We start from the raw sequence: 14572 nt of genomic DNA, 5'->3' as shown, positions 1-14572 counted from the left end.
CCTTTATTGTTCCGCGGGATCGGATCTCGTGACACGTTCTACGGAGGGTGACGTGGTGTTGGTATCCGGATTGATGCCGACGCGGCTGTAGGCTTCGTTGAAAACACACAAAACGTCCTTGCCGCGGCGCAGGATGAACTTACTGCTGATCGCGTGAACCAAGACTAGGTTGCCGTCGACAGATTTCGACACCAGGCTTTCTGAGCCATCCGGGTTTTCGATATAGATTGCCGGCATTTCCTGATTGCCCACGAAAGCGAAAGTCGTGATCTTGCCGTTATCGTAGACGGTTTGCGGTTCGAGCGACTGGGGCCCCTGCGCCGAATAGCGCCAGTTGCGAGGCCCATAGGCTTCATGGAGGGCCAGCACATCGTCAGCTTCCCTGGCCTTGGCAGCGCGTGCACGTGCCGCAGCTTGCTGTCGTCGCGCGTCTGCTTCATCTGCAGGATACCGGAATTTCACATAGAAGAAGGTACTCTGGCCTACCTCAACGGTTCCGTCTCGCGCAGTCAATTCCATCTGGTAGCTGCGCGTGGAACCGTCACGTCTGGTCGTTACTACGGAAATATTGGTGACCGGCTGTTTTTCGCGCGGCTTTAGAAACAGAATATTGCCGGCTGGTGCAACTTCCCAGGCAACGCTGTTGCCAAGCGCGACATGGGCGATCTCTTCGTCTGCAGCAAACTCAACCTGGACAGAAGATCTTAACGAACCAACGATCCTGGTGATGTTGAAGGGCTGATAATTGACGAAGCGGACGCGGCTATCCTGCGAGGCACTGTGCGGAATTTCGAGGGCATGCCCCGGAAAGGCGGCACCTGAACACAGTGCAGATAAAAGGAGTGTCTGTCTTATCAATTGATCGCCTCCGGATCCGAACGATATTCGCTAACCGCAAAGCCAAGCGGGTTCACAAGACGATCCGTGGAGGACATGGGTGCATTGGCGTAGGCATAGGTCAGGCTTGCGATCCAGTGTGTCGTCCGGACTTCATCACCTCGAGTGACGGTGCGCATATAACGCACGGACGCTACGTTCTGATTTATAAGCGAGATTGAAGCGATCCTGATTTTGGTCGTCGCCGCACGCCCATAGATGACTTGCGGCGAACCTGGATTGCTACCGCGATAGTGGCTCGCAAAGCGATCCTGCTCCGCTTGCGTAGAGAGGAGCGCGACCGTCCTGAAATTTGTCTGTGCCTCACTCCAGACATAACCTTCGCGGGCACGAACATATCTCGCTGCAAAATATTTTGTCACCGCTTCATCGTAAGTCCCGGCGGTTGACGTCAGCGCCGAAACCACATCGACGATACCGGTCGAATTGTCGACACGAACAACAAAGGGCTCCACCGTCTTCAATGGTGTCAACGCAGCAACTGCCAGGATCGAGACGACCGCAACCAGACTTGCTGCCAACGCGATAGACCACGCCAATCGGTTCGATCGCTCTATCTGGATCATCCGCTCCTGGTCAAAACGGCGCGCTTTTTCGAAGTAGGATTTGAGGCTTTCAGTCGTAACCATCTCCTCACCCCGCGCAAGAACGATGCGACAAAACCAAGTTCAGATGGGAAAACGCCGCGGGTTCGTTGCTCTGCTCAACGTAAGGCAATGCTGACATCGGTGATCTTGTATCGGGTCGGTGGGATTTCAGATTTCGGTTCTCGTCCCATTGCCACATCGCGCGATTGAGCGGACGACGGGCCTGGCCATCGCACTTCGGCAAGGGATTGTTCAACGATGCGCAGCCGCCAAGCAATGTGGCCAGCGCAACGGACCAGAAAAATCTGTTCATCGGGAAAAACCTCTTCTTTTCGATAACGTCATGTGTTCGCGCCTCTGGGGCCAACCGTTCGCCCCACGAGACGAACAGTGCGTTTAAGGGCGCGCCCGGTGCTTCTGGTGCTTCGCGCAAGCATACCCTCATGAGCATCACGCGCTGTGCTGTAACCATAGGCAAGCGATGCGCCTCCGGCAGCGAGCGCCGAAGCAATATGTGGGAGTTGATAAAAAACGTAGAGTGCGGCGATCCCGATTGCGCAAAGGGCAATCGGACGCATGAGGACGTCGGAATAGGCATCGATGGCAGTAAAGGTGGAATCGATACACGAGATCAGCAACGATCCCACCGCAACGACGAGGACTTGCAGAATGACGAAATTGACGAGTTGTCCGATCCAGGCCTCGGTGAAACGCCTTGTGGACTGAAACAGAGCCAGTGCAACGAAGATGGGCCCGACCGCCAGTATGATTGCCAATGCCAGACGCGCATAAAGCGAGACGACATAGCCAATGCCGGCAACCAGAAAGCTCACCGCGATCACCAGAATTCCCGCAACGCCTGTAACAATATCGATGGGCCAGGAAGCGCGCGACCAGATGTCGGTAGCGGACGCCTGTCCCTTGTCCAGAAGACTGTCAAAAGTGCTGGCACCTGGAGCCGGACCAGAGTTGAGTGCCCCGGCAATTTCATGCGGGAGCACATTGAAGAAAACGTTCGTGACGTAGGTCTGGTAATCGCCGGCGTTCTTGACCAGCGTTACGATAATCGCGAGCTTGATCGCCCGGAACACGAATTCGAGGATTGGCTCGCTAACCGAGCCGCGCAGTACCAGATAACCATAAAGCACGATGTATAGGGTGACGGCAGCGGTCAACGGGCCTGTTATCCATTGTGCGATGTTCAACGTTCCATCCGAAACAAACGTTTCCAGTGGTTGTTTGAACTGCCCATCGATGAAGTCGAACACCTGATACATCGCATCAATTCCCCAACGTTTCGCGCATCTTGCGCAACCTTCGTTTTCCGTCCGCCGCTTCAGCGTTCACACACCCTGGCGTACCGCGCAGATGGCCCGGATCATTACGGCATTCGGCAAGGATGCGGTTGAGCAGCGTCTCGTCCGCCATCAGCACCTCAACGGGAAGGGTTGGGTTCTTTTCTTCAGAGCAGCCAGTCACACAGACAAGGACAGCAATCGAAACAAGCCGTTTCATTGCAATACCGCTTTCATCGAATCCATGCGTTTGCGCCAGTCTTCGGCCTTGCGTTGTTCGTCGACCCGGGTTTGTGTGCGCTGAAGCATTTGCAAGCCCTCCATTCGCAAGACATCTGTCTGGAGGAATGCCTGTTCTGCCAGTAGTCTGGCCTGGAGGTCAGCGATCTCCTTGGCATCGCTGGCGGAAGATATTTTCTCTCGCAACTCATCGATCCCGTCGATGCGTTTGGTAGCTACATCGTAGATCTGCTGGCCGATGCTCATCTGTCCGGCATTATTATTCTGGGCACGCGATAACTCCTTTGCGTAGTAATCGTCGGCGTCGGTCCGATAGCGGGAATTGCCTTCGAGAAATTTTGAAGCAGATTGTCCGATCGAGCCTGATCCATCGCCCTTGAACAAGCTTTCAATGGCCGCGAAATCCGGAGGCAGCGCCTTGCGAATGGCCGGATCGTTCAGAACGCTGGCAACATCGGCCATGTCGGTCAGTTTGTTGAGCGAACCATAAAGTTGCTGCGCCTGCTCGATCTGCTGATGGAGCGCATCGAGCTGCGATTTCAACTGGGCGATGCTCTCCATGTGCTTGAGGATTGATGTCCTGTCGATGACAGGAATTCCTTCACCACTCGCAGTCCCGGCTGAGAAGATCAGTGCCGCAACAATGGCCACACACCGAATTTTATCCGCATTCATCAGCTTGCACTCCTTCGTTCCTGGAAAAGGGGTATCCAGTTTTCAAGCCCGTCGCCGACTTCACTTCGAATTGCATCTGCAAGTTCGACATTGGCAGTCCGACCGGAAAGAATGGCGAGTTCATCGTCAAAGCCGTTGAGGTTCAATTCGGCGACGACGCTGTTATGACCTTGCTTGAGAACGAAGCGGCGGCTTTCGACGCTGAGTTCGCGTGCGATCAGCTCGTATTCACGTTCTGTCAGTTTGAAACCGTCGACATAGTCGGAATGGCTTCCGCGTGCGTTCGGAAGAAAAATTTGCGTTGGGCACTGCTCTATGATGGTGTGGGCGATCAATGAGTTGATCGCGTCCCGAGGACTTTGCGTCGCAAACAGCATGAGACCATTTTGCTTGCGGATCGTCTTGAGCTTGTTCTGTGCAAGGTCGAGGAATGCGTCATCCTGTAAAGCCTTCCAGAACTCGTCAATGACGATGACAATGCGCCTACCGTCGATGAGTTGCTCCACGCGGTAGAAAAGATAAGCCATCAAGGGCGAGCGGATTTCCTCATTATCGAGGAAGTCGGTCATATCGTACCCGACCAACTTTCCACCTGAGCCGAATTTTCCGAAACCGATTTCCTCATTGGCATTGTCGAAGACCCAGCCAAGCGGCCCTCCGCTCTCCCATCGGCGCAACCGGGCGGCGATGCCTTCGGGGTTCGTATTGTCGAGGAAAGTCCGGAGCGCACCGATCGTGCGTTGTTCCACCGGAAGATCCGCAAGCCCATCGATGGCGGTGGCAATGTCGCGCAGTTCGGTGACAGACAACTGCCCCGACAACGACCCCACCAGCTTTCCAATCCAGTCTGCGAGGAAGATCTTGTTTTCTGGCGTCAGGTCGAGTGCCTTAAGTGGCGCACAACCGGTAGGCTTGCCGTTTTTAAGCGGATGATAGGTGCCACCAGCAGCTCGGATGTAGAGATCGGCGCCGCGGTCCTTGTCGAAAAAGATCACGTGCGGATCGTGCTTTTCAAGCTGGGACAGCATGAAATTGAGCAACACGGTCTTGCCCGCGCCCGATGGCCCGCAAATGAAAGCGTTGCCAAGATCACCGTAATGGAAATTGAAATAGTATGGCGAACCGGATGCAGTTTTGAGGAGCGCGACGGCAGCGCCCCATTCGTTGTCGTCCTTTTGGCCGCCTGGATAGGAATGGAACGGCGACAATGCTGCGAAATTCCGCGAGCTGATTGCACCGGAGCGCGCGCGATATCTGAAATTGCCGGGGAGTTGAGCCCACCACGCAGCTTCAAGACCAAGGTCTTCGCGCGCAACAACAGCACCGCCATTGGTGAGGCTCGCGCGCGCTTTTGCGAGGTGGTCGCTCAGTTCTTTTACTGAAGAGGCAAACGCTGCCAGAGTCAGATGATGCTCGCCGAGAACAAAACGGTTGGATTCCAGATCGTCCATGGCGTCGTCGAGCTCTTCGATCTGTGAAGCAGCCTTGTCGCCGCTGCTGAGCATCTGGTTTTGCTTGCGCCCCATAATTGTACGGGCGTCGGCCTTGGAGACGAAGGAAAAGGATTGCGACAAAACCAGTTCGAAGGGGCTAATCAGGACAGCATCCAACATGCCCGGCTTCGTGGTAGCGGGATATTCCTTGACGCTCAGCATCCCGGTAAAGCGGCTTTCAGCCTCGTGCCGGATTTCGATTGTCTCCCGACCGAAAATAACACGATCAGAATAGATCGCCGAGGCAATGCGTCCCTCTGTGAGCGGGACCGGCTCACTTCGTCCGCCGACGAGTTGATGCAAGACCTCGCACGGTTCGGAAAAAAGCAGGCCGTCGGCATCGTACAGCGATAACACTCGTGGCTCGAAGCGTTTCAATCCTGCTGTTATGTCGACCACCTTGTCGCGGAGTTGTTTCAGTGCCTCGTGGTCGAATTCGATATCGCCGTTGCGCGCACGGACGAGACGCGAAAGCAGGTTTGCTGCTTTTTCGGCAGGATCGCGCAGCGGTGACCAGACGATCGTCAGATATAGATCGTTTCGAAAAAGATCTTCGCTCACCATGCGCTGGCGATAATTTTCGTTGAGTTGAGCGGAGAATTTCGCTTTAAACCTTCCGTCGGGATAGGTCTTGTCACGCCGACGGATCAGATGGGTCCATAGTGCGAGTCGCTCGTCGGAAATGTTCCTGTACAGCGTGTTGATATCGCGGTGCAGAGCATTGATATCCAGAACATCTGCGGTTTCGAACGAAACGCCTTCAAGTGCAATCATCGCCATGAGCGAACGCGAGTTCAAGGCGATTGTCGTTTCATCGACGTGACGCACGTAAGGAATGAAGGTTTCAGGACCAGGCTCCCGGGATTTGAAGATTGCGATATCAGGCAAGACCAAGATCCCTTTCGTCAAACCGGCGGTAGAGACTGAGCGGAGTGATCGAGCTGCCACCCCACAGGGAGGTGTTTCGCGACCGGCCACGCGTCTCGACCCAGGCTACGGCGATACGAAACATGTTGTAATCGTGCCTGACGAGCGCGCGGAAGATGCAATGAAAAACCACACCTACGAGCGCATAGGCGACGGAACCGGCTGCGAGATAGAAAATCGTGGTTGCGATGACATTCATGCCCATGGCTTCCATGGTGACACCTGCGAACATGGCCGGTCGGGTGCAGGCAATGAACAGGGTGTCTTCCTCAAGCGCTGGCCCTGAGATCGACATTGCCTCAACTCCCGACAATCGTGCTGACAAGCTCGGAAGAACCGGCAATCACGCCGATTCCGATGATCCAGTAGCCAGCCCGACGGAGGTCCATGTAACCGAACATCCAGGCGACTGCGATCAGTATGACCGCAATGGTCGCGATCAACTTGAAGATATTGCCTGTGAGGAGATCGACGATGTTCTGAAGGATGGACTCGATGCCTGCGGCCTGGGCGAAGGCCGGTTCGACCAGAGCTGCGAAAATTGCGGTCGTCATAATGGCGGACGTTGAAATCGAGCGCATTCGGTAACCATAGGTCATTTTATTCTCCTCCACGCTGGTTCTGGAAAACGAGGACCGACGACTGACGCCTGGACTTGAAGACATCCCAGGAAGGCGCGGTGGCGTCGGAGGTGGCCTTCCGGCCGGAATTCTTGGCAACAACATCTACGATGGCATCGGAAGTGGCAGCGGACCCTTTTGCACGCTGTCCATCTTGGTGACCGTGGACAGTCAAAGTCGCGTTCGTCGATTTCAACCGTTCGATCTCGCGTTGAATCTGATTGTCATACTCGGCAGATGAACCAGCAGAGATATCTCCGCCCCCGTAGAATGACTGAAGCATGATCTCCCCAGCCTCGGTTTCATCGGCACCGGCCCGGATCGCGCGACGATAGGTGCTGTCAAGCAGCGTCGCAGTCGCTTTCAGATTGAGACACGGATCGAAAGCTTCGGTGATCGTGAGGTTGAGCCTACTGAGGTCATCAAGACCTAATCCCGCGAGACCAAGCTGAATGTCCTGATGCCCGGTGGCCAACGCAACAGCGACTTCTATCGCCTCGGCTTTTGAGGCCGGCTGTGGCTTTAAAGGAGGGCCGCTATTGATGCGGATGTTAAATGGTTCGAAACGGCTTTCGAGGCTGACAATACCGGCAAGCGTTTCGGTAGCAACGGACGGCGCGCAGTTGTGGGCAAGATCGACAAACGATACGGGCATGACTAGAACCACACCCTCTGCTTGCCGACACCGTCGATCGTTACATCAATGTAGTTAGGTTTTTCGCGAACAAGAGGTCGAGCAGTTTTATGGCCCATGCACTGACGGTAGCCTTTTTCGTAGTGCCATTTGGCATCAACGAACAGGCCATCGTCATTGCGAAGCTGCTCGCTGCGATGTTTGCATAGGATGCTGTTTACAGCCTGCGCCGAAGTGGAGACGCAAGATACTACGCGTCTGCGATCAGCGTAAGAAACGGTAAGGCGATAACCGTCATTACAATAATACGGTTCGTAGCGAGGACGTGAGCTCTGAAACCCTGCGCTGCTGCAGGTCGGAAACGACTTGCCTCTGGCAAGCCACCGCCATAGCTTTTGCACCGGTGGACGGCATTGTGCATATTGCGTAGGTCCACCGGGATTGGATAAGCACAGGATAACCTTACAACCCCAGTCATCAGCGCGAGCATTTTGGCTGGAACCGGGATACAATGCACCGAACCCGAAAGCCGCGATGGCGCCACGAAAGAGAAAGTTGCTCATGCCTCCTATCCTCCGATTTGTTGCTGGGCACGTTGTCAGAACTCGTTGCGCCTCAACTCCATTACTATGCAAATAATATATAGTTAAAAAAATGGCAAGCAATTTAAGCGAACGATGGCAAAACCAGGCGCTGGCTCTTTTTGGCCTTCGGGAAATTCTGGAAAAACCGATTGACGATGAATCGCCGCAATCACGTATCAAACAGATCGGGATGCTGAATGTACTGTACATGATGCATCAGGCTCATGAGCCTCTAACTCTTTCATCTATCATGAAAATTACTGGTTTAACTCGTGGCGGCGTCATCGAAACAGTTGAACAGTTGGTGCAACGTGGCATCCTCACCGAAACTCTTGGACGCAATTCGATGGGTCGGGGAACGGCGCGGCAGTTTGAATTCGCACGCAACGTGTTTGAGCAGATCCGCTCCACGGGCGCAGAGTGATTTAACTTATGATAATTTTAAGTTCATATAGGAATCCGCGACCAGCCAGTTTGATCGGTCGGCGTCCTTTTGGTGCACTTAATCGTGGAACGAGTGCTCCGTCATACAACACTTGCCAGATGCCCGCCTCTGTCATGATCGCTCGAAAATCTTTAGGACGGCTCATAAAAGAACCATCGTCTAAGCATTCCCACAACACCACGTTTCTTCATTTTTAGGCCAACCTTTGCCCTTCGAAATTTGCTTGCAAGGCTCTCGAGATGCAAATTGAATTTCGTCCTCAGCGAGATAAATTTTATCCAGTAACGAGCCAGTCAAGTTAATTTTTCTCCTCAAAAATGAGGAGAGACGCAAGTATATTTTCTTCTCATACTGCTCAGTCAATGAATTGTGGGAGGAAAGTTGATGGATTTTTCCCGTTCACTTGCAGATGACTTAAGTTTTTTCGGGATCCGCCAACAACCGGAACGACTGATCGTGGGAACTGGTAGAGCGATGGCTCATCACGGAGAGATTCTCCAAGGTGTGTTCTGTGATAAAGGCGAACGGTTACACAGAGGACTGATTACTTTACCCTGCCCTGCTTTCGAAGCCGTTGCCACATTCTGGCCTGACGATAGAAACAATATCCGTACCCGACCGGTAGGTATGCTGAAGGCTGCTCGTGCAGCTCAGTTGACATTGGAGATGTTAGGGCAACCTGATGCAGGAGGCAGTCTTACCATTGAATCAAACATACCGATGAGTCTTGGTTACGGTTCCTCGACCGCAGATGTTGTTGCAGCAATACGCGCGATATCTGCTGCTATGCGCGTCGAATTAAGCCGAGCTACAATTTGCCGCCTGGCCGTAGCCGCAGAAACTGCCAGTGACTCAATAGTATTTGGTCCACAGGCGGTTCTATTCGCGCAACGGGAAGGGCACGTCATAGAATACCTCCCCGGCGAATATCCGCCTTTGCTGATCGTCGGCTTCGTATCGACCAACGATGCATCCGTCGATACGCTCACATTTAGGCCCGCTCGATATGATCGCTCCGAGATCGAGAGCTTTCGGGTCCTGCGCGGCCTTGCTCGGAAAGCGATACTAGAACAGGATGCAGGTTTGCTGGGTCGTGTTGCAACAGCGAGTGCCCGGATAAACCAACGCTACCTTCCCAAAGAAAACCTCGCCGAACTTTTAGCACTTGCCGACAACTGCGGGGCGCTTGGTGTACAAATTGCCCACAGTGGAAATCGAATGGGTCTCTTGATCGACGCTCGCCATCCCGATGCCTCGAACCAGAGTGATGTAGCCGCGAAAGCGGCTGCCACGCAAGGTTTCATTAATATCCACCAATTCGCTGTTAACGTCGATGTCCGTGGTTTGAAGGGGCAATTGTGAAAACCAAGTCCTTCCTCCACAGTTACGAGACACCCAGAATTATCGAGCTGGCTCCAAACTTTTTTGCTGCACAGTTTCGGCTGATGAAACTTCTTCCGGCCCGTTACATGCTCGACAGGGCAGAACAGAACGGCTTGTTGCGGCCCGGCGGTCATATAGTTGAAACGAGTTCCGGAACATTTGCACTCGCACTAGCCATGTTGTCAGCTACCCGAGGTTACCGACTTACGATTGTCAGCGCTACGAGCCTTATCGATCACTCGTTCAAGAGCCAACTCGAGCAGCTGGGTTGCACCACGAAGCTTGTGGAAGACCCTTGCCGAACGGGAAATCAGGACGGCCGTCTTGCCGAATTACATCGCGTGCTCAATGAAGAACCAGATGCATTCTGGCCGAGACAGTATGACAACCCTGACAACCCGGCGGCTTATTCGCGGCTCGCGGAAACGATTGTTGATGAACTGGGTCGGATCGATTGTTTAGTCGGATGCGTTGGGTCAGGCGGTTCACTCTGTGGAACAACACGTTACTTAAGGGAAATCTATCCCGAAATGTGTGCAATCGCGGTGGACACAAACAATAGCGTATTGTTTGGACAACAAGCGGGTCCACGACTTTTACGCGGGCTTGGGAACAGCATTCTACCGAAAAATCTCAATCATTGCCTGATTGATGAAGTACATTGGATCGGAGCTCTGCGAGCCTTCTCTAAAACGCGTAATTTGTTTCGAGACAGTGCTATATTTGTTGGCCCTACTAGCGGAGCCGCTGCCCTTGTAGGAAGCTGGCATGCACGAAAAGCTCCAAACAAAATTGTCGTCGCCATAATGGCCGACGAAGGATATCGTTATCAATCAACTGTTTATTGTGATAATTGGCTAAGCAGTATTTCGTCTGAATGGCCAGCGATTGAAAAGCACGAACCGACACGGCTGCGAGATATTTCGGCAGCGGGTGAAAACGACTGGACCTGCCTGAACTGGGCCCGGCGACGACTAACCCCTTGAACCGACGCAGCGCTTTATTCAGATGGCTGCGGTTTAGCCCACCGTACGCCATCGCCAGCCTCATTAGCATGGATGAAAATCACCCCAGCCTCCTCGAAGATTAGCTTAAGAAGTTTCAAATTCGATGCACGCATTTCACCACCTTTTTCGAAGGCACGAACCGTGACGACGCTCATAGACAGACGCCGCGCTAATTCAGCTTGCGTCCAATCTAGTAGGCCTCTTGCTGCGCGACATTGTGCTGCTGTAATCAAAACTTACCTTTCTAGAAAGTATAATATTGAAAACATAAGTTAGAATGTCCAGTGAACGCAAACTGCCTTCAAACCGTGATGTAACTGATAAGGTCCTCGAGAGATTAATCTCGGACCATCAGCACGCATACGTACAGTTTCTAGGTTCCGCTGATTCAAAGGTCGAGCTTATTTCGAATGGAGCAGCCTTTGAGATACTGGAAGAGAACCGTGAAGGCGATGATCTCTTGAAAATTCTACTCACTTCATCCATCGATTGAAACATGCATCTGGAGTCTACGCATCTCATTCTCTGATCAAATGTTGGATCGATTTCTGTTGACGCGTGCAAATGTTCGCAGAAAGAGAACGACAATGCGACTTCAGTACACTAGAGTGAACATAAGGCAGTGACGCGCTGCCTTGGGGCGTGCAAACCCCTGTTAGCGGTTGGTGTTGGCCGTTACAACACCGCACTCCTTGACCTTATGGTCGGGGAGCCTGTGGCGTATGCAACAGGCCTCCGGTTAAAGGCCACAGGGCCGTCTAACACGGTTTGCAACTCCCCGATCACCAAGGGGTCAATGAGCATTGGAGCGGGGGCGTACCGCGAATGCTGCAATCGGAACCGTGAAAAATGGCTATAACCGAACAGGAAGCCGAGCATGGCTTCACTTTTTACACCTACACGTATGGCGATGATCCGGCACAGTCTGCGCGGCAGTTTTATGAATCGCTGGAGGAGGCACGCGAGGACCTCGTCTCCTTCCGCAACTCTTTGATCAGGGATGGAAATAGAGAACAACCATTGCGAGACATGAAAATCGTGCAGCTTTGTACCAAACCCGTATCTCGAAGAGCGCTCGTGGAACTTTTCAACGGGATGCATGGAAACGACTTTGGGGGCTTTATTCGCTCATGCAATATCGTAGAGGTTGTTTCTGAACCGCAACTTCAGCTCAGCCAATGATGGCTCTACCGTGAAGTGAGCATAAAACAAGGCGTGTAGTGTTGGGAAAATAGAATTGGAGCGCATCAGCTAGCAATACGCCCCAAAACTGAAAACTAGGATTGTAACGGCTTCCGTCAGGAAACGAAGTCCAGGACCGGTTTACCAACGGTCAGTCCATTCACCTTTTCAACTATCCCTCGAGCGTCTATGCCAAAATGTCGGTAAAGATCGCCGATTGTGCCGGTCTGCCCAAAATGTTCAACACCGAGCGGAACGGTTCGGTGGCCGGTGACCGAGCCGAGCCAAGACAAGGTCGCTGGATGTCCATCAATAACGGTCACAAGCCGACAGTGCGAAGGAACGTTCTTTAAAAGCTTCTCAACATGGCACTCTGCCTGCGCAAAACCTCGGGCACGAGCGCGCTGAGCCGCCGTCCATCCTGCATGCAGACGGTCGGCAGATGTTATCGCTAGTACGCCTATATCGCGCCGCCCCTCGCCAATCATACCAGCAGCCTTAATGGCCTCCGGAGCGATCACTCCTTGATAGGCTATGATCACTTCACAGTTTGGTCCGGGTTCACGCAGCCAGTAAGCGCCATCAATGGTACCCAGTCGAAAGCCATCGTCTAACCTCTTCACCGGTTGTTCGATGGGGTTCGTTGAAAGCCGTAAATAGATAGAACCGCCAGTTTCATCCCTTAGCCAGGTTCGCTCATCCGGATCACCGCTTCCATCCCGCTGTATATAGTCAAATGCCCACTCCATGATTACGGCCAGTTCATCGGCAAAAGCCGGTTCAAAAGCCGCGAGTCCATCCTGTGAGATCCCGATCAAGGGAGAACCGATCGATTGGTGGGCACCACCTTCAGGAGCCAATGTTACACCCGATGGGGTTCCTATGATCATAAAACGTGCATCCTGATAGCAAGCGTAATTCAATGCATCAAGACCACGTGCCACAAATGGGTCGTAGACTGTCCCGATCGGTATCAGGCGCTTTCCAAAGAGTGAATGCGAAAGTCCGGCTGCTCCCAACAACAGAAAGAGGTTCATTTCTGCGATACCTAGTTCGATGTGCTGGCCATCCGGTGTAAATTCCCATTTCGCGGTTGAAGGGATTTTCTGATCGATAAATGTGTCAGACCGTTTGTCACGAGCAAACAGTTTTCGCCTGTTGACCCAGGGCCCAAGATTGGTGGTTCCCGTAACGTCGGGCGAGGTGGTCAGAATGCGTGCTGCAAGTTCCGTATCGGACTTCGACAACTCGTCGAGAATCTTGCCAAACGCCATCTGGGTCGAAACTTCCCGTTCCTCGCCTGCCACTATCGAAGGCACCGGAATATGGGTATCATGATAGCGGCGTTTACCAGTTGCGAAGAATGGTACGGTATCGAGAAAAGACTGAAGCTCTTTTGGATCGGCCACCGTTGCCCATTTCTCCCATTCCTCTCCTTCTGGAACGCCCATGTGTGTTTGCCATGCCGACATCTGCGCCTTGGTCATGAGACCGCCATGGTTGTCTTTATGCCCGGCAATCGGTGTACCCCAACCCTTAATGGTGTAAGCGAGGAAGCAGACCGGTCTGTCATGGTCAATTGCGGCGAACGTCTCGGCCATGGTGATTACACAGTTGCCGCCAAGATTCTCCATCAGCTCTGCAAGTTCAACATCGTTGCGGCTTTCGATCAAAGCGGTGACGTCTCCCTGATCGCCGAGGTCATCCATTAGTCGCTTGCGCCAAACAGCGCCACCCATGAACGTCAGCGCGGAGTATAGCTGGTTCGGACAGTTGTCGATCCAATCCCGAAGACGCTCACCACCTGGCTCTTCAAATGCTGCACGCTGCGACGCACCATATTTGATCCTTATTACATCCCAGCCGAATGCATTGAAAATGTCCTCAATCCGGCGAAACAGCCCTTCGTGGACGATCCCATCCAGCGATTGTCGATTATAATCGATAATCCACCATGTGTTGCGCAAGCCATGTTTCCAGCCTTCCTGCAGACACTCGTAAATATTACCCTCATCAAGTTCGGCGTCGCCGGCCAGCGCGATCATTCGGCCGAGAACCTCGTCCGTGCCCCAGTTCTTCGAAGTGATATAGTCCTGGACCAACGAGGCAAAAGAGGTGATCGCAACACCAAGGCCAACTGAACCGGTCGAGAAGTCGACGTCGTCCACGTCCTTCGTCCGGCTGGGATAACTCTGCACCCCATGGAAGCCTCGAAAATTCTTCATCTTTTCCCGCGTTTGATTGCCCGCGAGATACTGGATTGCGTGAAAGACTGGTGAGGCGTGTGGTTTGACTGCGATGCGATCCTGGGGACGCAATGCTGAGAAATAAAGGGCAGTCATGATTGACACGAGAGAGGCGGATGAAGCCTGATGACCACCGACTTTAATCCCGTCTTCTTTAGGTCGCACGTGGTTGGCATGGTGGATCATCCAATGTGAAAGCCACAAGAGCCTTTGTTCAATCGTTTTAAGGTGTTCGTTCTGCATGTCCGTCTCTCACGTTTCTATCGCAGATGATGGGCTATCAGCGTTGACGTCTCATCAGCATGCCAAGGTCGAATTTAAAAAGATCGGTTCGAATACGACAGCTCATTTGCTTTC

At 53.1% G+C, this 14572-nt stretch carries 16 protein-coding genes; 4 read left to right on the top strand and 12 right to left on the bottom strand.

Going from position 1 to position 14572, the window contains the following annotated elements:
* Positions 1 to 3: 3 nt before the first annotated feature.
* From virB9 to AC1RHM_RS08515, 10 genes are all read right to left on the bottom strand, one after another.
* Positions 4 to 858: a P-type conjugative transfer protein VirB9 gene (virB9, locus tag AC1RHM_RS08560; RefSeq protein WP_439647226.1), complete on the bottom strand. Its 855-nt coding sequence runs from the start codon at positions 856 to 858 to the stop codon at positions 4 to 6.
* Positions 855 to 1526 carry a VirB8 family type IV secretion system protein gene (locus AC1RHM_RS08555; RefSeq protein WP_025091594.1) on the bottom strand — a complete coding sequence of 224 codons (672 nt, stop codon included), beginning with the start codon at positions 1524 to 1526 and terminating at the stop codon, positions 855 to 857. The genes virB9 and AC1RHM_RS08555 overlap by 4 nt, the downstream gene beginning before the upstream one ends.
* Before the next feature lie 299 nt (positions 1527 to 1825).
* Entirely contained in the window at positions 1826 to 2761 is a 936-nt protein-coding gene (locus AC1RHM_RS08550; protein ID WP_112672314.1) for a TrbL/VirB6 family protein, read from the bottom strand.
* Between the two features lie 4 nt (positions 2762 to 2765).
* The gene (locus AC1RHM_RS08545) at positions 2766 to 2999 is read right to left on the bottom strand and encodes an EexN family lipoprotein (RefSeq protein WP_025091596.1); all 234 of its coding nucleotides are present in this window, start codon (positions 2997 to 2999) and stop codon (positions 2766 to 2768) included.
* Complete coding sequence (virB5, locus tag AC1RHM_RS08540) at positions 2996 to 3694, bottom strand: P-type DNA transfer protein VirB5 (protein WP_151895778.1); 699 nt, start codon at positions 3692 to 3694, stop codon at positions 2996 to 2998. The genes AC1RHM_RS08545 and virB5 overlap by 4 nt, the downstream gene beginning before the upstream one ends.
* Positions 3694 to 6075, bottom strand: a complete 2382-nt coding sequence (locus AC1RHM_RS08535; RefSeq protein ID WP_479884635.1) for a VirB4 family type IV secretion/conjugal transfer ATPase — start codon at positions 6073 to 6075, stop codon at positions 3694 to 3696. Before AC1RHM_RS08535 ends, virB5 begins: the two co-directional genes overlap by 1 nt.
* Entirely contained in the window at positions 6068 to 6409 is a 342-nt protein-coding gene (locus tag AC1RHM_RS08530) for a VirB3 family type IV secretion system protein (RefSeq protein ID WP_010660275.1), read from the bottom strand. Before AC1RHM_RS08530 ends, AC1RHM_RS08535 begins: the two co-directional genes overlap by 8 nt.
* Before the next feature lie 4 nt (positions 6410 to 6413).
* Positions 6414 to 6695: a TrbC/VirB2 family protein gene (locus tag AC1RHM_RS08525; RefSeq protein WP_404577594.1), complete on the bottom strand. Its 282-nt coding sequence runs from the start codon at positions 6693 to 6695 to the stop codon at positions 6414 to 6416.
* A 19-nt stretch (positions 6696 to 6714) separates the two neighbouring features.
* Positions 6715 to 7389, bottom strand: a complete 675-nt coding sequence (locus AC1RHM_RS08520) for a lytic transglycosylase domain-containing protein (RefSeq protein WP_010660277.1) — start codon at positions 7387 to 7389, stop codon at positions 6715 to 6717.
* A 2-nt stretch (positions 7390 to 7391) separates the two neighbouring features.
* Positions 7392 to 7931 (bottom strand): hypothetical protein, encoded by a 540-nt coding sequence (locus AC1RHM_RS08515; RefSeq protein WP_191192566.1) that lies wholly within the window; start codon positions 7929 to 7931, stop codon positions 7392 to 7394.
* Between the two features lie 91 nt (positions 7932 to 8022).
* Between AC1RHM_RS08515 and AC1RHM_RS08510 the strand changes: the two genes are divergently transcribed.
* The 3 genes from AC1RHM_RS08510 (at position 8023) to AC1RHM_RS08500 (ending at position 10766) form a co-directional block, all read left to right on the top strand.
* Positions 8023 to 8376: a hypothetical protein gene (locus AC1RHM_RS08510; protein ID WP_010660278.1), complete on the top strand. Its 354-nt coding sequence runs from the start codon at positions 8023 to 8025 to the stop codon at positions 8374 to 8376.
* Between the two features lie 405 nt (positions 8377 to 8781).
* Positions 8782 to 9759: a GHMP family kinase ATP-binding protein gene (locus tag AC1RHM_RS08505; protein WP_010660279.1), complete on the top strand. Its 978-nt coding sequence runs from the start codon at positions 8782 to 8784 to the stop codon at positions 9757 to 9759.
* Positions 9756 to 10766, top strand: a complete 1011-nt coding sequence (locus AC1RHM_RS08500) for a PLP-dependent cysteine synthase family protein (RefSeq protein ID WP_166942695.1) — start codon at positions 9756 to 9758, stop codon at positions 10764 to 10766. The genes AC1RHM_RS08505 and AC1RHM_RS08500 overlap by 4 nt, the downstream gene beginning before the upstream one ends.
* Positions 10767 to 10780: 14 nt before the next feature.
* Here AC1RHM_RS08500 and AC1RHM_RS08495 read toward each other — a convergent pair whose 3' ends face one another.
* Positions 10781 to 11020, bottom strand: a complete 240-nt coding sequence (locus tag AC1RHM_RS08495) for a helix-turn-helix domain-containing protein (protein WP_063620545.1) — start codon at positions 11018 to 11020, stop codon at positions 10781 to 10783.
* Between the two features lie 616 nt (positions 11021 to 11636).
* Between AC1RHM_RS08495 and AC1RHM_RS08490 the strand changes: the two genes are divergently transcribed.
* Complete coding sequence (locus AC1RHM_RS08490) at positions 11637 to 11969, top strand: hypothetical protein (protein ID WP_010660283.1); 333 nt, start codon at positions 11637 to 11639, stop codon at positions 11967 to 11969.
* A 116-nt stretch (positions 11970 to 12085) separates the two neighbouring features.
* Here AC1RHM_RS08490 and AC1RHM_RS08485 read toward each other — a convergent pair whose 3' ends face one another.
* A complete protein-coding gene (locus tag AC1RHM_RS08485; RefSeq protein WP_151895776.1) occupies positions 12086 to 14458 on the bottom strand; it encodes a thiamine pyrophosphate-binding protein in 2373 nt (790 codons plus the stop codon).
* Positions 14459 to 14572 lie beyond the last annotated feature (114 nt).

The sequence above is a fragment of the Brucella sp. GW823-FHT04E01 genome (assembly GCF_058796175.1).
The sequence above is the reverse complement of the archived record's forward strand: the minus strand, read 5'-3'. Positions and strand labels throughout refer to the sequence as shown.

What these genes read in the sequence shown, in the direction of transcription:
- AC1RHM_RS08555 (WP_025091594.1), bottom strand. Translation starts at nt 1,526, where the DNA reads ATGGTTACGACTGAAAGCCTCAAATCCTACTTCGAAAAAGCGCGCCGT.
- AC1RHM_RS08550 (WP_112672314.1), bottom strand. Translation starts at nt 2,761, where the DNA reads ATGTATCAGGTGTTCGACTTCATCGATGGGCAGTTCAAACAACCACTG.
- AC1RHM_RS08515 (WP_191192566.1), bottom strand. Translation starts at nt 7,931, where the DNA reads ATGAGCAACTTTCTCTTTCGTGGCGCCATCGCGGCTTTCGGGTTCGGT.
- virB5 (WP_151895778.1), bottom strand. Translation starts at nt 3,694, where the DNA reads ATGAATGCGGATAAAATTCGGTGTGTGGCCATTGTTGCGGCACTGATC.
- AC1RHM_RS08490 (WP_010660283.1), top strand. Translation starts at nt 11,637, where the DNA reads ATGGCTATAACCGAACAGGAAGCCGAGCATGGCTTCACTTTTTACACC.
- AC1RHM_RS08525 (WP_404577594.1), bottom strand. Translation starts at nt 6,695, where the DNA reads ATGCGCTCGATTTCAACGTCCGCCATTATGACGACCGCAATTTTCGCA.
- AC1RHM_RS08530 (WP_010660275.1), bottom strand. Translation starts at nt 6,409, where the DNA reads ATGTCGATCTCAGGGCCAGCGCTTGAGGAAGACACCCTGTTCATTGCC.
- AC1RHM_RS08510 (WP_010660278.1), top strand. Translation starts at nt 8,023, where the DNA reads ATGGCAAGCAATTTAAGCGAACGATGGCAAAACCAGGCGCTGGCTCTT.
- AC1RHM_RS08545 (WP_025091596.1), bottom strand. Translation starts at nt 2,999, where the DNA reads ATGAAACGGCTTGTTTCGATTGCTGTCCTTGTCTGTGTGACTGGCTGC.
- AC1RHM_RS08485 (WP_151895776.1), bottom strand. Translation starts at nt 14,458, where the DNA reads ATGCAGAACGAACACCTTAAAACGATTGAACAAAGGCTCTTGTGGCTT.
- AC1RHM_RS08505 (WP_010660279.1), top strand. Translation starts at nt 8,782, where the DNA reads ATGGATTTTTCCCGTTCACTTGCAGATGACTTAAGTTTTTTCGGGATC.
- AC1RHM_RS08520 (WP_010660277.1), bottom strand. Translation starts at nt 7,389, where the DNA reads ATGCCCGTATCGTTTGTCGATCTTGCCCACAACTGCGCGCCGTCCGTT.